Genomic DNA, 14116 nt, shown 5'->3' with positions numbered 1-14116 from the left:
GCGGCGTCGCGACGCCGCCCGCGGGGGAGCCTCACGGTGCGCCGCAGGCGCCCATCACGTAGTGGCGGCACTGGCCGTCGCAGCAGACCTTCTTGTAGTAGATGGACTGCGAGCAGTAGTAGTAGGTCTTGCAGCCGGCGGACGCGGTGGCCTTGGGGGCCACGTGCGCCAGGAGGCGGTCGACGAGACGGCTCATGCGTGTCTCCTCTCCCCGGCCGTCGGCGGCCGTGGACGGTGATCATTATTCGGACCAACCGGATTACAGCACACCGGGGGCCGTGATCCCGTCAAAAAGATCATTTCGTCTGCGGGCGTGTTCCGGCCGGGCGGGTGGGGTCTTCGAAGGGCGGCCCGCCCTGCCTTGGGGTGCGCCCCGGGGGATGAGCGTCAATCGGCCCTCGGGGTGATCTTCCGGGGCGGAGGTCGGGCCCGGCGGTGGATCACGGGGACAAGTCGAGCATTCGAGAATCAGCGGACCAATCCGTGCAACCGCGCGGGAGAGGCATCGATCCCCCCGAAGGGAACCTCATGCGTCTCGGACACAGGATTCTCGCGGCCGGCGTGGCGGGAGTGGCCGGTGCGGCCCTCGTGCCCGCTTTAACGGTCACCGCTCTGGCAGCCCCGGGCGACGCGACGAGCCCGGTCGAGAAGGCTCGCGCCGACCGTGTGCCCACTCCGAAGCTCGACTGGTACAAGTGCTACGACACCGCGGAATGCGCGACCGTCCGGCTGCCCTTGGACTACGACGATCCGAAAGGCGCGACGACCGAGGTCGCGGTCCTGAGGGTCAGGGCGCGCAACGCCAAGAAGCGGATCGGCAGCCTGTTCGTCAATCCGGGCGGGCCCGGCGGCCAGGGCACCGCCATCGCCTACCAGGCGCCCTACTTCCTCGGCAAGGACGTCCTCGACCGCTTCGACATCGTCGGCTTCGACCCGCGCGGCATCGGCTTCAGCTCCAACGTCGCCTGCTTCAAGTCCACCAAGGACCAGACGCTCGCGCTGGCGGGGATGAACGTGGCGTTCCCGGTCGGCGCGAAGCAGGAGGCGGCCTACGTCAAGTCGGCGAAGGCGGTCGGCAAGGGCTGCTCGACGACCGGGAAGAAGCTGGCGGGCGCGATGTCCACCGCCGAGGCGGCCCGCGACATGGACGTCCTGCGCCGTGCGGTCGGCGACAAGAAGCTGTCCTACCTGGGCTTCAGCTACGGCACGGCGATCGGCCAGTACTACGCGAACATGTTCCCCGACCGGCTGCGCGCCGTGGTCGTGGACGGTGTCATCAACCCCGTCTCCTGGGCCGGCACCCGCAAGACCGAGAACCAGATCCTGGACGACCGGCTGCGGTCCGCCGACGGCGCCTACAAGGCGCTGCGGGAGATCCTCGTCCGCTGCGGCAAGGCGGGCAAGAAGAAGTGCCAGTTCGCGGCCTACGGGGATCCCGTCAAGAACTTCGACGTCCTCGCCAAGCGGCTGAAGGCGAAGCCCGCCGACATCGAAGGCGAGAAGGTCACCTACGCCGACCTCGTCGGCGGCGTCCTCGGCGCGCTGTACGACCCGAGCGGCTACGAGGTCGTCGACGCCATGGCCACCGACCTGTGGCAGGCGACCTCGCCCGCCTCGTCGGCGGCGCAGGCAGCCAAGGCGCGCAAGGCCCTCGCCGCCCGCATCGCGGAGCGCCGGGCCGAGGTCAGGCGGCAGAAGGAGGCGGCGGAGAAGGTCACGGCCAAGGACTTCCCCTACGACAACGGCCTTGAGGCGTTCAGCGGCGTCACCTGCACCGACGGCCTGCACCCGAAGAAGGCGGGGAGCTGGCCCGCGCTGACCGCGGCGTCCGACAGGCGGGCGCCCTACTTCGGGCGCGCGTGGGGCTGGGGCAGTGTCCAGTGCGCCCGCGACGCCTGGAAGGTCCGCGACGAGGACGCCTACACGGGTCCCTTCAACCGGCGCACGAACGCGCCCGTCCTGTTCGTGGGCGACTACTACGACCCGGCGACGAACTACAACGACGCGGTCTCGTCCAGCAAGCTGCTGCCCAACAGCCGGCTGCTGTCCAGCAACAGCTGGGGGCACACCGCCTACGGCACTTCGGCGTGCGTGACGAAGGCGGTCGACGGCTACCTCGTCGGCGGGAAGCTGCCGCCCGCGGGCAAGGTGTGCGTCGGCGACGTCCAGCCGTTCGCCGGCAACCCTGAGCCGGCACTCGAATCCAGGGGCCCGGCGGACGCGAGCGCGATGGCGCCGCAGGCGGCCGCCACCGGCAACGGCACGAAGCTGCCGCCGGTGGCCGCACGGGTCCCCTCGTCCATCCTGCTCGGAACGCGGTAAGCGAGGTCTTCCCCGCCCAGGGGAGCGGCAGGCCCCCGGCGCCAGCGGTGCCGGGGGCCTTGTCAGCCCTGGCCGGGGGCCTCGTCAGGCCTGGCCGGCGGACGGCTTCACCCGGTACGACAGCAACACGATGCCGGAGTCGAACGTCCGTGTCTCGATGACGTCGAGCATGGCGCGGGTGTCCTGCCGGAAGAGCAGGCCCTCCTCGTCGGCCTTCCCGAGGAAGAACGGGTGGACCCAGAACCGGAGTTCGTCGAGCAGTCCGTGCCGCATCAGGGTGTGGGAGAGACGGCCGAACCCGTACAGGAGGATGTCCCCGCCGGGCTGCTCCTTCAGTCGGGAGATCTCCTCGACCACGTCGCCGCCGATGATGACGGAGTTGTCCCAGTCGGCCTTTTCGAGCGTGGTCGAGACGACGTACTTCGTCACCGCGTTCATCTTGTCGGTGTAGGGGTCGCCGGAGCGCCCCTTCCATACCGAGGCGAAACTGTCGTAGGTGTGCCGGCCCAGCAGGACGCCGTCGCAACCGAGCAGCAACTCGGTCTGCGCGCCGGAGTCGCCGTCCCCGAGGGACGGCCAGTCCTGCGGGTCCTGGATGACACCGTCGATCGAGACGAACATGGAGTTGATGATGCGTCGCACAGGATTCTCCGATCCGGATGTGTGGGGCTGATCGCCGTATGCCCGCAAGTCTCCGGGCAGCGCCCTGCCAGGACATCCGTGCCGCCACGGAGGCGGCACGGAAGCCGCCACCGGAGTTCTCCGGATCCGTGAGACTGGCGTGATGACCCCCCAGCGTCCGGTCCAGGCGTCCAAGCGTGAGGCGGAGGTCCTCGCGGCGCTCGCCGAGCGGCTGTCGAACGTCCAGATCGCGGGCAGGCTCCACATCTCGGTCCGGACCGTCGAGAGCCACATCTCCTCGCTCCTGCGCAAGTACGGCGTGACCGACCGCTGGGAGCTGGCGGAGGAGGCGCGTCGCCGTACGCCCCAGCCTGGGCACATCGCCGGCCTGCCGGCCGCGCGGACCACGTTCCTCGGGCGAGGCGAGGAGATCGCGACGGTGCTCGCCCTGCTGGAGAGGGAGCGGCTGGTGACCCTCCTCGGACCCGGCGGTATCGGCAAGACGCGGCTCGCGGCGGTGGCCGCCGAGGCGGCGGCGCCCGCGTTCCCGCTCGGCGGTGCGTTCGTCGACCTCGTGCCGGTCGCCGACGCGTTCGTCGCGCAGGCGGTGGCGTCCGCGCTCGGCGTGACCGAGCGCCCCGGGCAGGCACTGGAGGACGTCATCGCCCGCCGCCTCGCGAGGGGCCGGACGCTGCTGGTCCTGGACAACTGCGAGCATCTCCTCGACGCCGCCGCCGGCTTCGTCGAGCGGCTGCTGTCGGCGTGCGCCACCGTGACCGTCCTGGCCACCGGGCGCGAGCGCATCGGCGTGCAGGGCGAGCGCACCGTTCTCGTCCCGCCGCTTCCGGCGGACTCCGACGCAGAACGGCTGTTCCTGGACCGCGCCGAGGCGGCCGACCCGGGGTTCACCGCCGCGCGCGCGGACGTCGCCGAGATCTGCCGCCGGCTGGACGGGATGCCGCTGGCGATCGAGCTCGCGGCGGCGCGCGGCGCGTCCCTCGGGGCGACGGGGCTGCTGACGGCGCTGGAGGACGTGCTGCGGCTGCTGACCGGCGGCCGCGGGGCGGTCGAGCGGCACCGGTCCCTGCGCGCGGTCATCCGCTGGAGCCACGACCTGCTGACCGAGGACGAGCGGGAGCTGTTCGAGTGCCTGTCGGTGTTCGTCGGCGGATTCGACCTCGCGGCCGTGGGCGCCGTCGTCCCCGGCCTCGGCGCGGGCGCGGCCGCCGACCTGCTCGGACGGCTGGTCGACAAGAGCCTCGTCGTCCGGGCCGCGGAGGGCCGCTGGCGCATGCTGGAGACGGTCCGCGCGTTCGCCGCGGAGCGGCTGGCCGCCGGTGCGGCGCGGGGGGCCGTCCGCGAGCGGTACCTGCGGTGGGCCGCGGACACCGCCGCCGAGCTGGAGGATCGGCTGGACGGCGACTGGCGCGGCCGCTTCGACGCCGTCGCCGACGACCTGCGCGCGGCCCTCGCGGGCGCGCCGCCGGGCCGGGCGGACGTGCCGCACCGCCTCGCCCGGTCCCTGGGGCACCTGACCTTTGCCCGCCGGTTCCTCCGCGAGGCCCCCGGCCACTACCGGGAGGCGGCCCGGCGGGCGCCGACGCCGGACGAGGCGGCGCTCGACCTGCGGGACGCCGCGGACGCCGCACACGCCCTGATCGAGACCGGCCGGGCCTTCGACCTCCTGCTGGAATCGGCGGAGCAGTCCCGCAGGGCGGGCGACGGCGACGGGGAGGCCGCCACCCTCGCGTTCGCCGTGGTGACCGCCGAGCGGCACCCTTCCGGGTTCGACGCCGAGATCCCCCACGAGCGCCTGCGGGCCCTGCTGGCCCGGGCCCGCGCGGCCGGGGACCTCCGCGACCGGGTCGTGGCCGCGCATCTCGCCGCCGCGAGGGCGTGGAGCCACGGCACCGAGAAGGTCACCCCGGACCCGTTCCTCGCCGCGGCCGCGCGTTCCGCCGCCCGGGCCACCGGCGATCCGGTGCTGCTGTCGGCCGCGCTGGACGCGTCCGGCATCGCCGCCCTGACCGCGGGCAGGTTCCGGGAGGCGCACCGGATCGCCACCGAACGCGTCGGCCTGCTGCCGGCGATGCCGCGCGACGTCCCCTACCCCGCCCCGGAGATCACGGACACCTACCACATGGCCACGGCCTGCGCCGTCGCGGCGGGCGACCTGCGCGCGGCGCTGTCGGCGGCCCGGCTCGCCGCTTCCGACGACCTCATCGGCGACCGGTCACCGGTCGCGATGGCCACCCTCGTCCAGGCGCTGGTCCTCATGGGCGACCTCGACGAGGCGCTGTCCCACGCGGACACGCTCTGGGAGGCCTGCGAGGACGCCGGAAGCCCGCTCGCGTGGACGGCGCCGTCGGTCGCCGCCGTCGCCCTGGCCCACGGACTTCTCGGCGAAGAGGACGGCCTCCGGTTGTGGCGCGACCGCGCGGAGCGGATCGCCGGGGACGCCCGGTCCCGCTATCTGGCGTCCTACGCGGCGTTCGTCGATGCCCGGACCGCCCTGCGGGCCGTGCGGGCCGGGGAAGCTCCGGTGCTGGTGGAGCGGGCGTTCGGCCCGTTCCCGCCCCAGGACTGGTACCGGGGGTACGCCCGTGCGGCCGGGGCCGAACTCGCCGTCGCCGCCGGCCTGCCCGACGCTCCGGAGCGCCTGGCCGCCGCGTCGGACGCCGCTCCGGAGAACGCGTGGGTCGCCGCCTGCCTGGCCCGTGCCTCCGGGCTCCTCCACCGCGACATCGATGAGCTCACCGGCTCGGCCCGGTCGTGGGAACGCGTCGGTGCCCGCCACGAGCACGCCTTCACTCTCGACCTGATCGAAGAGCTGCGCTCCCGCTGAGCCGCCGTGTCACCCGACCTCGAGCTGCAGGAGGACGTCCCGCTGCGGATCCCCGACCGCGAGGACCCGCACGTTGGAGATCTTGGGAGCGGTGTCGGTCGCGACGGCCATCGTCCAGACCGACCCGTTCGCCTGCGCGACCGGCTGGCCGACGCTGGAGACGGAGCGGACCCTGGTCAGCCAGCGGGCGACCACCTGGACGGTCGGCCCGAGGTCCGATGCGGAACCGCCGCAGAACCGCGGGCAGCCCGAATAGGTGCGGCGGACCCGGCCCGCGTCGACCTTCTGCTCCTTCTTCAAGGTGAATCCGGTGGGCGCTCCGATGGCCGCCGCGTCCTTCCTGTTCGCCTCGTAGGCGGAGTCGCGTCGCATGGCGAAGGTGAGGCCGGTGCCCGCGACGACGAGCACCGCGAGCAGTGCCACAGCGATCAGGACCGCGCGTTTGGGACGGCCGGGCGGCGTGGGAGGGGTCGCGGCGGGTCCGTGCGGTGGAAGCGGACGAGTCGGCGGCGCCTCCGCGACCGGTCCCGGCCGGGTGGAGGCGACGCGGCTCAGCGCGGCCCGGAGAGCGGCGGCGTCCGGACGTCCGGCCGGGTCCTTGTGGAGCAGACCCTCCACCACGGGCTGGAGCGGGCCCGCGCTCCTCATCGGGGAGGGGGCCTCCGTGGCGATGGCCACCAGGACGGCGCCGGTGGCGGCGCCGGCGAAGGGCGGACGGCCCTCGACCGCGTTGTACAGCGTCGCACCGAGCGCCCACAGGTCCGTGGCGGCGGTGGCGGGCTGCCCGCGCACCTGCTCGGGCGCCATGAACGCCGGTGTGCCCAGCAGCGCGCCCGAGCGGGTGAGCGCGGTCTCGCCCTCCACCGCGGCGATCCCGAAGTCGGTCAGCTTGGCCCGTTCGCCCTCCAGCAGCACGTTGGCGGGCTTGAGGTCGCGGTGGACGATCCCGGCCTGGTGCGCCGCCACCAGAGCGTCGAGGATCTGGAGGCCGAGCGCCGCCGCGCGATCCGGTGCCAGCGTGCCCTCGCGCGCGAGAAGGTCGGCCAGGGAGCGCCCCGGCACGAGCTCCATGATGATCCACGGCTGGCCGTCCTCGGAGACGACCAGGTCGTGGACCGTGACGATGCCGGGGTGGCGCAGCCGGGCGGCGGCGCGCGCCTCGCGGTCCAGCCGCGCCGTCCAGGACGCCCGCTGCTCGGTGTCGAGATCGGGGGGCAGCCGCAGCTGCTTGACGGCCACCTCCCGGCCGAGCCGCGTGTCATGGGCGCGCCAGACCGTGCCCATGCCGCCCCGTCCCAGCGGTTCGGTCAGCCGGTACCGGTCCAGCAACACCTGCCCGAGATCATCAGCCACCGTAGGACGGTAACCCGGATGGCGGCGTCCTCTCGATGCCCGACCTCGACCGGCATGAGAGGGCGCCGCGCCTCGCTCCTTTCCGTGACACGCCCCGGGTGGCTCGCGGGGTGCCGGGTCGGGGGTTGCGAGAATGCGTGCGTGCCTGAACCCCGAGGTCAAGGGCCCTTGCCGTCCTTGCTCGTGCTGCTCACGATCATGACCGGGCTGGTGGACTCGGTCAGTTTCCTGGAGCTCGGCAACGTCTTCGTCGCGAACATGACCGGGAACATCATCTTTCTCGGGCTGGGGCTGGGCGGCAGCGGGACGGAGATCATGCTGACCGCGCTGTCGACCGGCTTCTTCTGCGTCGGCGCGGTCGTGGGCGGTCGTGTCGCCTTCACCCGGCCGGCGCACCGGGGCCGGCTGCTGGGCGCGGCCACCGCGGCGCAGGCGGTCGCGCTCGCCGCCGCCGCCGTGATCGTGGCGACCCTCGGTCACCGCCCCGACTCCGGCCGCCTCGCGACGATCGCCGTCCTCGCCGTCTCGATGGGCTGGCAGTACGCGATCGTCCGGCGACTGGAGGTGCCCGACCTCAGGACGGTCGTGGTCACCACGACCCTCACCGCGCTGGTCGGCGAGCGCGGGCAGCACCGTGCGGCCCTCGCGCGCAGGGGCCTCTCGATCGCCGCTCTGCTGCTGGGCGCGGCCATCGGCGCCCTGCTCATCCGGCACGTCTCGGTGTCGGCACCCCTGTGGTGCGCGGCCGTCCTGCTGGTGGTCGTCGCCGTCGCGTCCTTCCTCGCCGCGCGGCGGCCGGACGCCCGGAACTGGGCCTGACCGGGCGGGGCCAGGTGGGAGGACGCGGATGCTGGGTAGCGCGACCGCATGGACAGAATCACGCGCGGGCTGACCGCCGGGGCGGCCGGGACCACCGCTCTGAACATGGTGACCTATCTCGACATGGCGGTTCGGGGACGGCCCGCCAGCAGCACGCCGGAGAAGAGCGTGGAGAAGCTGGCCGACGTCGTCGGGTTCGCTCTGGGCGAGGGCGAGGAGGCCGAGAACCGCAAGGCCGGGCTCGGGCCGTTGCTCGGCTTCGGCACCGGCCTCGGTGCGGGGCTGCTCTACGGCCTGCTCGCCGGACGCCGGCGCTTCCCCAGGCCGGCCGGGACCGCCGTCCTGACGGGGCTGGCGATGGCCGGGTCGACCGCCCCGATGACCGTTCTCGGCCTGACCGACCCCAGGGAGTGGTCGGCGTCCGACTGGGCGTCGGACGTCGTCCCCCACCTGGCGTACGGGGCGGTGGCCGCCCTCGTCTACGAGGCTCTGGGCTAGCAGTCCCGGCCCACGCAGCTCGCCTGGCGGCTCGCTACGTGACCTGGCCTGGGCGAACGCGGCGTCGCTTCGCGATCTGCCCGGTTCCGCTCGCCTCCGGCTTCGCTCCACCGGGCAGGTCACGCGTTCGTGCGCGTGGCCGAGGCCATTTCGCGACAGGTTCTAGGTCCAAGGGGCGGCGAACGCCCTGGCCGGGTTCGTGGTGAAGATGGCCGTCGCCGCCTCGCGGCCCAGTTGCCGTTCGACGCGCGGGCGCAGGGCGCGCAGTACGTGGGGGACGCCCAGTTCGGCGCGTGCGCTCGCCGTCGTCGTGTCGCCTCCGAGCAGGAGCCGGTCGGTGTGGCCGGCTTCCGCGAGCGCGGCGAGCGAGGCGAACAGGTGCCAGTCGGTGGCGTGATGGGTGCGGGACGGGCCGTCGAACGCCAGGTAGGCGCCCGATTCCGCGGCGCGGCGGTGGACCCACGGATCGGGAGAGCGGTTGAGGTGACCGAGGATCACCCGGTCCGGCGGGACGCCGAGGGCCCCGCAGAGCAGGTCGAGGACGTCGAGGGCGGACGTCCCCTGTTCCAGGTGGACCCCGATGGGGGCGCCTGTGGCGTTCGACGCCGCGGCCGCCGCGGTCATGACGCGCCGGGCGTGGGCGTCCAGGCCGTGGAAGGCCGTGGCGACCTTGATCATGCCTGCCCGGCCGCGGGTCAGCTCGTCGGCGAAGAGGGTGTCCAGCTGGAGGTGTTTCAGCAGGTCGGCGTCGTAGTGGGCGGCCTGGTGCAGGCCGGTGGCGGCGATGACGTGGACGCCGGTGGCGCGCGAGACGTCCGCGAGGTCGTCGATGCGGCGTCCCATCCCGTAGGGCGTCCACTGGGCGACGGCCCGTCCGCCGAGTGCGGCGAAGGCGCGGAGCTGGGCGGCGGCCGCGGCGGGGTCGTCGAGCTCCTCGCCCGGCAGCCGGGGCGAGCGGATGAAGAGGTGGTCGTGGGCGTCGCAGACGCCGAGTTCGTCCGGAGCGATGTCGCCGAGGACCGTCCTGATCCTCACAGTTCGGCCCCGGCCACGCGCAGGCCTGCGAGGACCTTCGGGACGCCGATGTAGGGCGCGAGGTGGACGAGCGCCTCCACGATCTCCTCGCGGGCCATGCCGAGCCGCAGGCAGGTCCGCACGTGCCCGGTGAGCTGCGGGTCCACGCCGCCCATCGTGGTGAGGGCGGCGAGGTTGAGCAACTGCCGGTCGCGCAGGGACAGGCCGTCGCGCTGGTAGGTGCCGCCGAACAGGCTCGTGACGATCCAGTCGGGGAAGCCCGGCGCGAGGTCGTCGAGCCCGGGGAGGGCGGCGTTCTGGGTGGCCTCGTCCTGGAGGACGTCCAGCAGCCGGTAGGCCGCGTCCCGGTCGGGACGGCCGGGGGTGAGGTGCTCGGCGAGCGACATGGGATCTCCTCTGTAACGGTTGGGTCGTTACCGTAGCATCGTAACGGGTCGAGCGTTACCCTGGTCCGTATGAAGGACGATCCGTCGGCGTTCCGGCTCGACTGCGGGGCGACCTGGCTGAACCTGCTCGCCACGCGCGGCCGCGCCTTCGGCGCGCGGTCGGTCGAGCGCCTGCCCGATCCCGGCCGGTTCGCCGAGTGGCTGGAGCTCTGCGAACTCGCTCCCGTCCGGCCTCCCGACCGGCACGATCTGGACAGGGCCCTCCTCCTGCGCGAGCTGCTCCGTCCCATCGCCCTCGCGACCGTGGACGGCCGCCCGCCGGACGAGGACGACGTGCGGAGCCTCGCCGGCTACCTCGCCGAGGAGGACCCGGTCGACCTCTCGGCCGGAGTGCGGATCACCAGGTCCGCGCCCCCGACCGCCGCGGCGGCGCTGGGCCGCGTCGCGCGGCAGGCCGTCGACCACCTGACCGGTCCCGCGCGGAGCGACCTCAAGGTCTGCCCTGAGGACGACTGCCGCGGCGTCTTCGTCGACACGGCGGGCCGCCGCCGCTGGTGCCCGTCTCCCGCCTGCGCCAGCCGCGGCCGGGTGCGCGCCCTGCGCGCGCGCCGCGCGGCCGAGGCGAAATCCCGGAACGCCTAGCTCCAGACGGGGCGCTCGCCGGTGCAACCGGTGGGCGAGGGGCGGGGTTCAGAGGGCGAGGCGCGTCCGGGGTGGGCGCGCCCGCCTGATGAGAGGGAATTTCATGGACCTGCGGCTTGCCGGACGCGTCGCGATCGTCACCGGGGCGTCGAAGGGGATCGGGGCGGCCGTCACGCGGACGCTGCTGGACGAGGGCGCCCGCGTCGTCGCCGTGTCCCGCAAGCCCGGCGGGGAGCTGGACGCGCTCGCCGGGCCGAACCTGCTGCACGTGCCCGCCGACCTGATGGACGCCGATGCCCCGGCGCAGGTCGTCGCGCGGGCCGTGGAGGAGTTCGGCCGGCTCGACGTCCTGGTCAACAACGCGGGCGGGCCGCCGCCCGGCGCGACGCTGCCCCGGTTCGGGTTCCTGACCCCGTCGGACGACGACTGGCGCGAGATGTTCGAGTTCAACCTGTTCGCCGTGGTCCGCGCGGTGCGTGCGGCGATGCCGCACCTGCTGGAGAGCGACGCGGCGTCGATCGTGAACGTCTCGTCGGGCAACGGACGGCGCCCCGGGCCGATGAACTTCGACTACAACGCGGCCAAGGCGGCGCTGAACAACCTGACGAAGGGGCTGTCGGAGGAGTTCGCGCCGCAGGGCGTCCGCGTCAACTCGGTGTCGCCGGGCCCGGTCCGGACGCCGTGGTGGACGGACGAGGGCGGCGCCGCCGACGTCATCGCCGGGGCCACCGGCTCCGACCGCGACGCGGTGCTGGACGGCGGCGCGGCCGAGATGATGAGCCTCACGACGGGCCGTCTCGCGACGCCGCAGGAGGTCGCGGACGTGGTCGTGCTGCTGGCCTCGCCGCGGTCGGCGAGCACGACCGGGGCCGACTTCGCCGTCGACTCCGGCTTCCTCAAGGAGGTCTGAGCGCCCTCGGTCCCCGGCCGGCGGCCGGGGACCGAGGTGTCAGCGGACGGGGCGGCGCGGCAGCAGCAGTGCCGGAACCAGCGCCAGGGCGATCATGCCGACCGCGAACAGGTAGGTGTGCTGGAACGCCTCCGCGAGCGGTCCCGCGACGGCCCGGCGCGCGTCCGGGTCCAGCCCGTGGACGGCCTGGAGCGCGCCGCCCCGCCCCTCCGGCGCCAGGCCGCTCATCAGCGACGACAGCACGACCGACGCCGTCGCCATCCCGATCGCGCCCGACATGGTGTTGATCAGGTTGACCGTCGCGCTCGCCGCCGGGGCCCGGTCGTGCGGCAGGCCGCGGGTCGCCGCCGTCATCGCGGGCATCATCGTCGCGCCGCCGCCCGCCCCCATCAGCAGCATCGTCGCGCACAGCCCCCAGTAGGGCGCGTCCGCGTCGAGCTGGACGGTGAGCAGCGCGAACCCGGCGAGGGCCGTCGCGACCGACACCGGGACGAGCCGCCCGGGCGGCACCCGGTCGGCGATCCGGCCCGCGACCTGCATCACCGTCCCGGAACCGAGCGCGAACGGGATGCCGAGCACGCCCGCCATCGTCGCGCTCTCGCCGCGCACGACCTGCAGGTACAGCGGGAGCAGCAGCATCGAGCCGAAGTAGCCGAACGAGAACAGGGCCAGCGTGCCGGTCGCCGCGGCGAACGTCCGGTCCCGGAAGCCGCGCAGGTCGATCAGCGGATGCCGGGCCGTCAGGGCCCGGACGGCGAAAGCGGCGATCAGTGTTACGCCCGCGGCCATCGGCACCACGACGCCCACGGAGCCGAAGGCGCCGCGGTCGCCGCCCGTCGTCACGCCGTACAGCACGGCGGCGATGCCGGGCGAGAGCATCAGCAGGCCGGGGACGTCCAGCGGCTTCGGCTCCGCCGGGACGTCGCGCGGGAACAGCCGCGAGGCCAGCGCCACCACGGCCGCCGCGACGGGCAGGTTCACGAAGAACATCCACCGCCACGACACCTCGTCGATCAGCCAGCCGCCGAGGACGGGCCCGGCGAGCGGCCCGACGAGGATCGCCAGCCCGAGGGTGCTCATCAGCCGGCCGAGCCGCTCGGGCCCGGCGGCGCGCAGCAGGATCGTCATGCCGACCGGCATCACCAGCCCGCCGCTGAACCCCTGCAGGACCCGGAACGCGATCAGCGACTCGATGTTCCACGCCAGCCCGGCGAGCAGCGACCCGGCCCCGAACGCCGCGATCGCGCCCAGGTACAGCCGGCGGGCGCCGAACCGGCCGACCGCCCACGCGCTGGACGGGATCACCGCGCCGAGCGCCAGCGAGTACCCGGTCGCCACCCACTGGATCGTGCCGAGCGGGGCGCGGAACTCCTGCGACAGCCGGTCGATCGCGACGTTCACGACCGTGGTGTCCAGCGTGATCATGATGGAGCCGAGGACGAGCACGAGCACGACCGCCATCGGGTCCGGCGCCGTCCGGTCCCGCGGCGGGGCCTCGGCCGTCGCGGTCACCTCAGCCCCCGTACGGGCGGACGGCCCGGGCGTCGCGCAGCGCGTTCCCCCACCAGGCGAGCTGGTCGAGCATCCCCTTGGCCGCCCCCGACGCCCCTTCGGGGTCGTTCGGCCGGCCGTCGTCCCCGAACCAGTTCCACGGGTGGTGGAAGCTGACGGTGTCGCGGACGGTCACGGCGTGCAGTTCGGCGAAGACGCCCCGCAGGTGCTCGACGGACCGCAGCCCGCCCGCCAGCCCGCCGTACGACACGAACGCGACGGGCTTGGCCCGCCACTCGTGGAAGTGGGTGTCGATCAGGTTCTTCAGCGTGCCGGGGAAGCTGTGGTTGTACTCGCAGGTCACCACGACGTAGGCGTCGGCCTCGTGCAGTGTCCGGGTCACGCTCGCGAACCCCTCGGACGCCCGTGCCCCGAGCGCGGCGGGCGGCGGCTCGTCCGCCACGTCGACCACGTCGACGGCCAGGTCGTCGCGCTGCCGGGCCAGCTCGGCGAACCAGGTCCCCACGGTCGGCCCGAACCGTCCCTCCCGCGTGCTCCCGATGATGATCGCGACGCGCAGCGGTGCCTCGGTCATGTGGTCTCTCCCCTCGAAGGCGCGGCATGGTGACGCGACCGAAGCTACGGAGACCACCGCCGGCGGCTCATCTGTCAGATGACTGGGCGCCCTACCTGTTCACGGCCGGGGGCACGCGGCGGTGACCGTTGCGGCGGCGGTGCCCCCGGCGCGGCGGGCGGCGGCTCGTCCGCCGCGCCGCCGATCCGGGCGGCGAGCGCGTCGCGCAGGTCCGTCAGGCGGGCGATCTCGGCGTCGAGGACGGCGAGGCGGCGCCGGGCGACCCCGGTGCTGCGCGTGCAGCCGGGGCCGCCGTAGGGCGGGAGCGCGTCGCCGTCCAGCAGGTCGAGCCGGTCGGCGCAGCCGCGGACGTCCTCGATGGTCAGGCCCAGCGACAGCAGCCGGCGGATGGTCAGCACGCGGGCCACCTCGCGGGGGCCGTACCGGCGCTGCCCACTGGCGGTGCGGGACGGCGGGGGCAGGAGGCCGCGCTGCTCGTAGAACCGCAGTGCTCGCGGGGTGGTCCCCGCCGCCGCGGCGGCGTCGCCGATCCGCATGGGGGCTCCTCTCGGGACGTCACAGCTCGACGATGACGGCTCCCAGGTGCCGTCCGCCGATCA

Annotated in this window: 14 protein-coding genes; 6 read left to right on the top strand and 8 right to left on the bottom strand. The window is 74.0% G+C overall.

The features are described from left to right. Window positions 1–31 precede the first annotated feature (31 nt). Window positions 32–196, bottom strand: coding sequence for a hypothetical protein (locus tag AB0C84_RS43855; RefSeq protein WP_361078272.1), 165 nt, complete (start codon window positions 194–196; stop codon window positions 32–34). A 332-nt stretch (window positions 197–528) separates the two neighbouring features. Between AB0C84_RS43855 and AB0C84_RS43850 the strand changes: the two genes are divergently transcribed. Beyond that, on the top strand, window positions 529–2322 hold the full coding sequence (locus AB0C84_RS43850) for an alpha/beta hydrolase (RefSeq protein ID WP_361078269.1): 1794 nt from the start codon (window positions 529–531) through the stop codon (window positions 2320–2322). An 84-nt stretch (window positions 2323–2406) separates the two neighbouring features. On the opposite strand, the gene AB0C84_RS43845 is transcribed toward AB0C84_RS43850, so the two are convergent. After that, window positions 2407–2964, bottom strand: a complete 558-nt coding sequence (locus AB0C84_RS43845; RefSeq protein ID WP_361078266.1) for a dihydrofolate reductase family protein — start codon at window positions 2962–2964, stop codon at window positions 2407–2409. A gap of 142 nt (window positions 2965–3106) precedes the next feature. Between AB0C84_RS43845 and AB0C84_RS43840 the strand changes: the two genes are divergently transcribed. Beyond that, entirely contained in the window at window positions 3107–5788 is a 2682-nt protein-coding gene (locus tag AB0C84_RS43840) for a LuxR C-terminal-related transcriptional regulator (RefSeq protein WP_361078263.1), read from the top strand. Between the two features lie 9 nt (window positions 5789–5797). On the opposite strand, the gene AB0C84_RS43835 is transcribed toward AB0C84_RS43840, so the two are convergent. Continuing rightward, window positions 5798–7141 (bottom strand): serine/threonine-protein kinase, encoded by a 1344-nt coding sequence (locus tag AB0C84_RS43835; protein ID WP_361078260.1) that lies wholly within the window; start codon window positions 7139–7141, stop codon window positions 5798–5800. Between the two features lie 168 nt (window positions 7142–7309). On the opposite strand from AB0C84_RS43835, the gene AB0C84_RS43830 reads away from it, so the two are divergent. Further along, window positions 7310–7960: a YoaK family protein gene (locus AB0C84_RS43830; RefSeq protein ID WP_258940233.1), complete on the top strand. Its 651-nt coding sequence runs from the start codon at window positions 7310–7312 to the stop codon at window positions 7958–7960. A 48-nt stretch (window positions 7961–8008) separates the two neighbouring features. Continuing rightward, on the top strand, window positions 8009–8458 hold the full coding sequence (locus AB0C84_RS43825) for a hypothetical protein (protein WP_361078257.1): 450 nt from the start codon (window positions 8009–8011) through the stop codon (window positions 8456–8458). 162 nt (window positions 8459–8620) lie between these two features. Here the strand turns inward: AB0C84_RS43825 and AB0C84_RS43820 are convergent, their stop codons facing one another. Both AB0C84_RS43820 and AB0C84_RS43815 read right to left on the bottom strand, forming a co-directional pair. Continuing rightward, window positions 8621–9493, bottom strand: coding sequence for a hypothetical protein (locus AB0C84_RS43820; RefSeq protein WP_361078254.1), 873 nt, complete (start codon window positions 9491–9493; stop codon window positions 8621–8623). Then, on the bottom strand, window positions 9490–9879 hold the full coding sequence (locus tag AB0C84_RS43815; protein WP_361078251.1) for a carboxymuconolactone decarboxylase family protein: 390 nt from the start codon (window positions 9877–9879) through the stop codon (window positions 9490–9492). The genes AB0C84_RS43820 and AB0C84_RS43815 overlap by 4 nt, the downstream gene beginning before the upstream one ends. Before the next feature lie 69 nt (window positions 9880–9948). On the opposite strand from AB0C84_RS43815, the gene AB0C84_RS43810 reads away from it, so the two are divergent. Next, entirely contained in the window at window positions 9949–10521 is a 573-nt protein-coding gene (locus tag AB0C84_RS43810; protein ID WP_258940229.1) for a CGNR zinc finger domain-containing protein, read from the top strand. Between the two features lie 103 nt (window positions 10522–10624). After that, window positions 10625–11431, top strand: coding sequence for an SDR family oxidoreductase (locus tag AB0C84_RS43805; RefSeq protein WP_361078248.1), 807 nt, complete (start codon window positions 10625–10627; stop codon window positions 11429–11431). 39 nt (window positions 11432–11470) lie between these two features. Here the strand turns inward: AB0C84_RS43805 and AB0C84_RS43800 are convergent, their stop codons facing one another. The 3 genes from AB0C84_RS43800 to AB0C84_RS43790 form a co-directional block, all read right to left on the bottom strand. Then, on the bottom strand, window positions 11471–12943 hold the full coding sequence (locus AB0C84_RS43800) for a DHA2 family efflux MFS transporter permease subunit (protein ID WP_361078245.1): 1473 nt from the start codon (window positions 12941–12943) through the stop codon (window positions 11471–11473). A gap of 1 nt (window position 12944) precedes the next feature. After that, a complete protein-coding gene (locus AB0C84_RS43795; RefSeq protein ID WP_361078242.1) occupies window positions 12945–13517 on the bottom strand; it encodes an NAD(P)H-dependent oxidoreductase in 573 nt (190 codons plus the stop codon). 74 nt (window positions 13518–13591) lie between these two features. Further along, on the bottom strand, window positions 13592–14053 hold the full coding sequence (locus tag AB0C84_RS43790; protein WP_361078238.1) for a MerR family transcriptional regulator: 462 nt from the start codon (window positions 14051–14053) through the stop codon (window positions 13592–13594). Between the last annotated feature and the right edge of the window lie 63 nt (window positions 14054–14116).

The organism is Actinomadura sp. NPDC048955 (assembly GCF_040649435.1).
Lineage (GTDB): Bacteria > Actinomycetota > Actinomycetes > Streptosporangiales > Streptosporangiaceae > Spirillospora > Spirillospora luteofluorescens.
The sequence above is the reverse complement of the archived record's forward strand: the minus strand, read 5'-3'. Positions and strand labels throughout refer to the sequence as shown.

Excerpts from the sequence above, each read along its gene's own strand:
- AB0C84_RS43795 (WP_361078242.1), bottom strand. The coding sequence starts at position 13,517 with ATGACCGAGGCACCGCTGCGCGTCGCGATCATCATCGGGAGCACGCGG.
- AB0C84_RS43840 (WP_361078263.1), top strand. The coding sequence starts at position 3,107 with ATGACCCCCCAGCGTCCGGTCCAGGCGTCCAAGCGTGAGGCGGAGGTC.
- AB0C84_RS43815 (WP_361078251.1), bottom strand. The coding sequence starts at position 9,879 with ATGTCGCTCGCCGAGCACCTCACCCCCGGCCGTCCCGACCGGGACGCG.
- AB0C84_RS43810 (WP_258940229.1), top strand. The coding sequence starts at position 9,949 with ATGAAGGACGATCCGTCGGCGTTCCGGCTCGACTGCGGGGCGACCTGG.
- AB0C84_RS43825 (WP_361078257.1), top strand. The coding sequence starts at position 8,009 with ATGGACAGAATCACGCGCGGGCTGACCGCCGGGGCGGCCGGGACCACC.
- AB0C84_RS43805 (WP_361078248.1), top strand. The coding sequence starts at position 10,625 with ATGGACCTGCGGCTTGCCGGACGCGTCGCGATCGTCACCGGGGCGTCG.
- AB0C84_RS43855 (WP_361078272.1), bottom strand. The coding sequence starts at position 196 with ATGAGCCGTCTCGTCGACCGCCTCCTGGCGCACGTGGCCCCCAAGGCC.
- AB0C84_RS43850 (WP_361078269.1), top strand. The coding sequence starts at position 529 with ATGCGTCTCGGACACAGGATTCTCGCGGCCGGCGTGGCGGGAGTGGCC.
- AB0C84_RS43790 (WP_361078238.1), bottom strand. The coding sequence starts at position 14,053 with ATGCGGATCGGCGACGCCGCCGCGGCGGCGGGGACCACCCCGCGAGCA.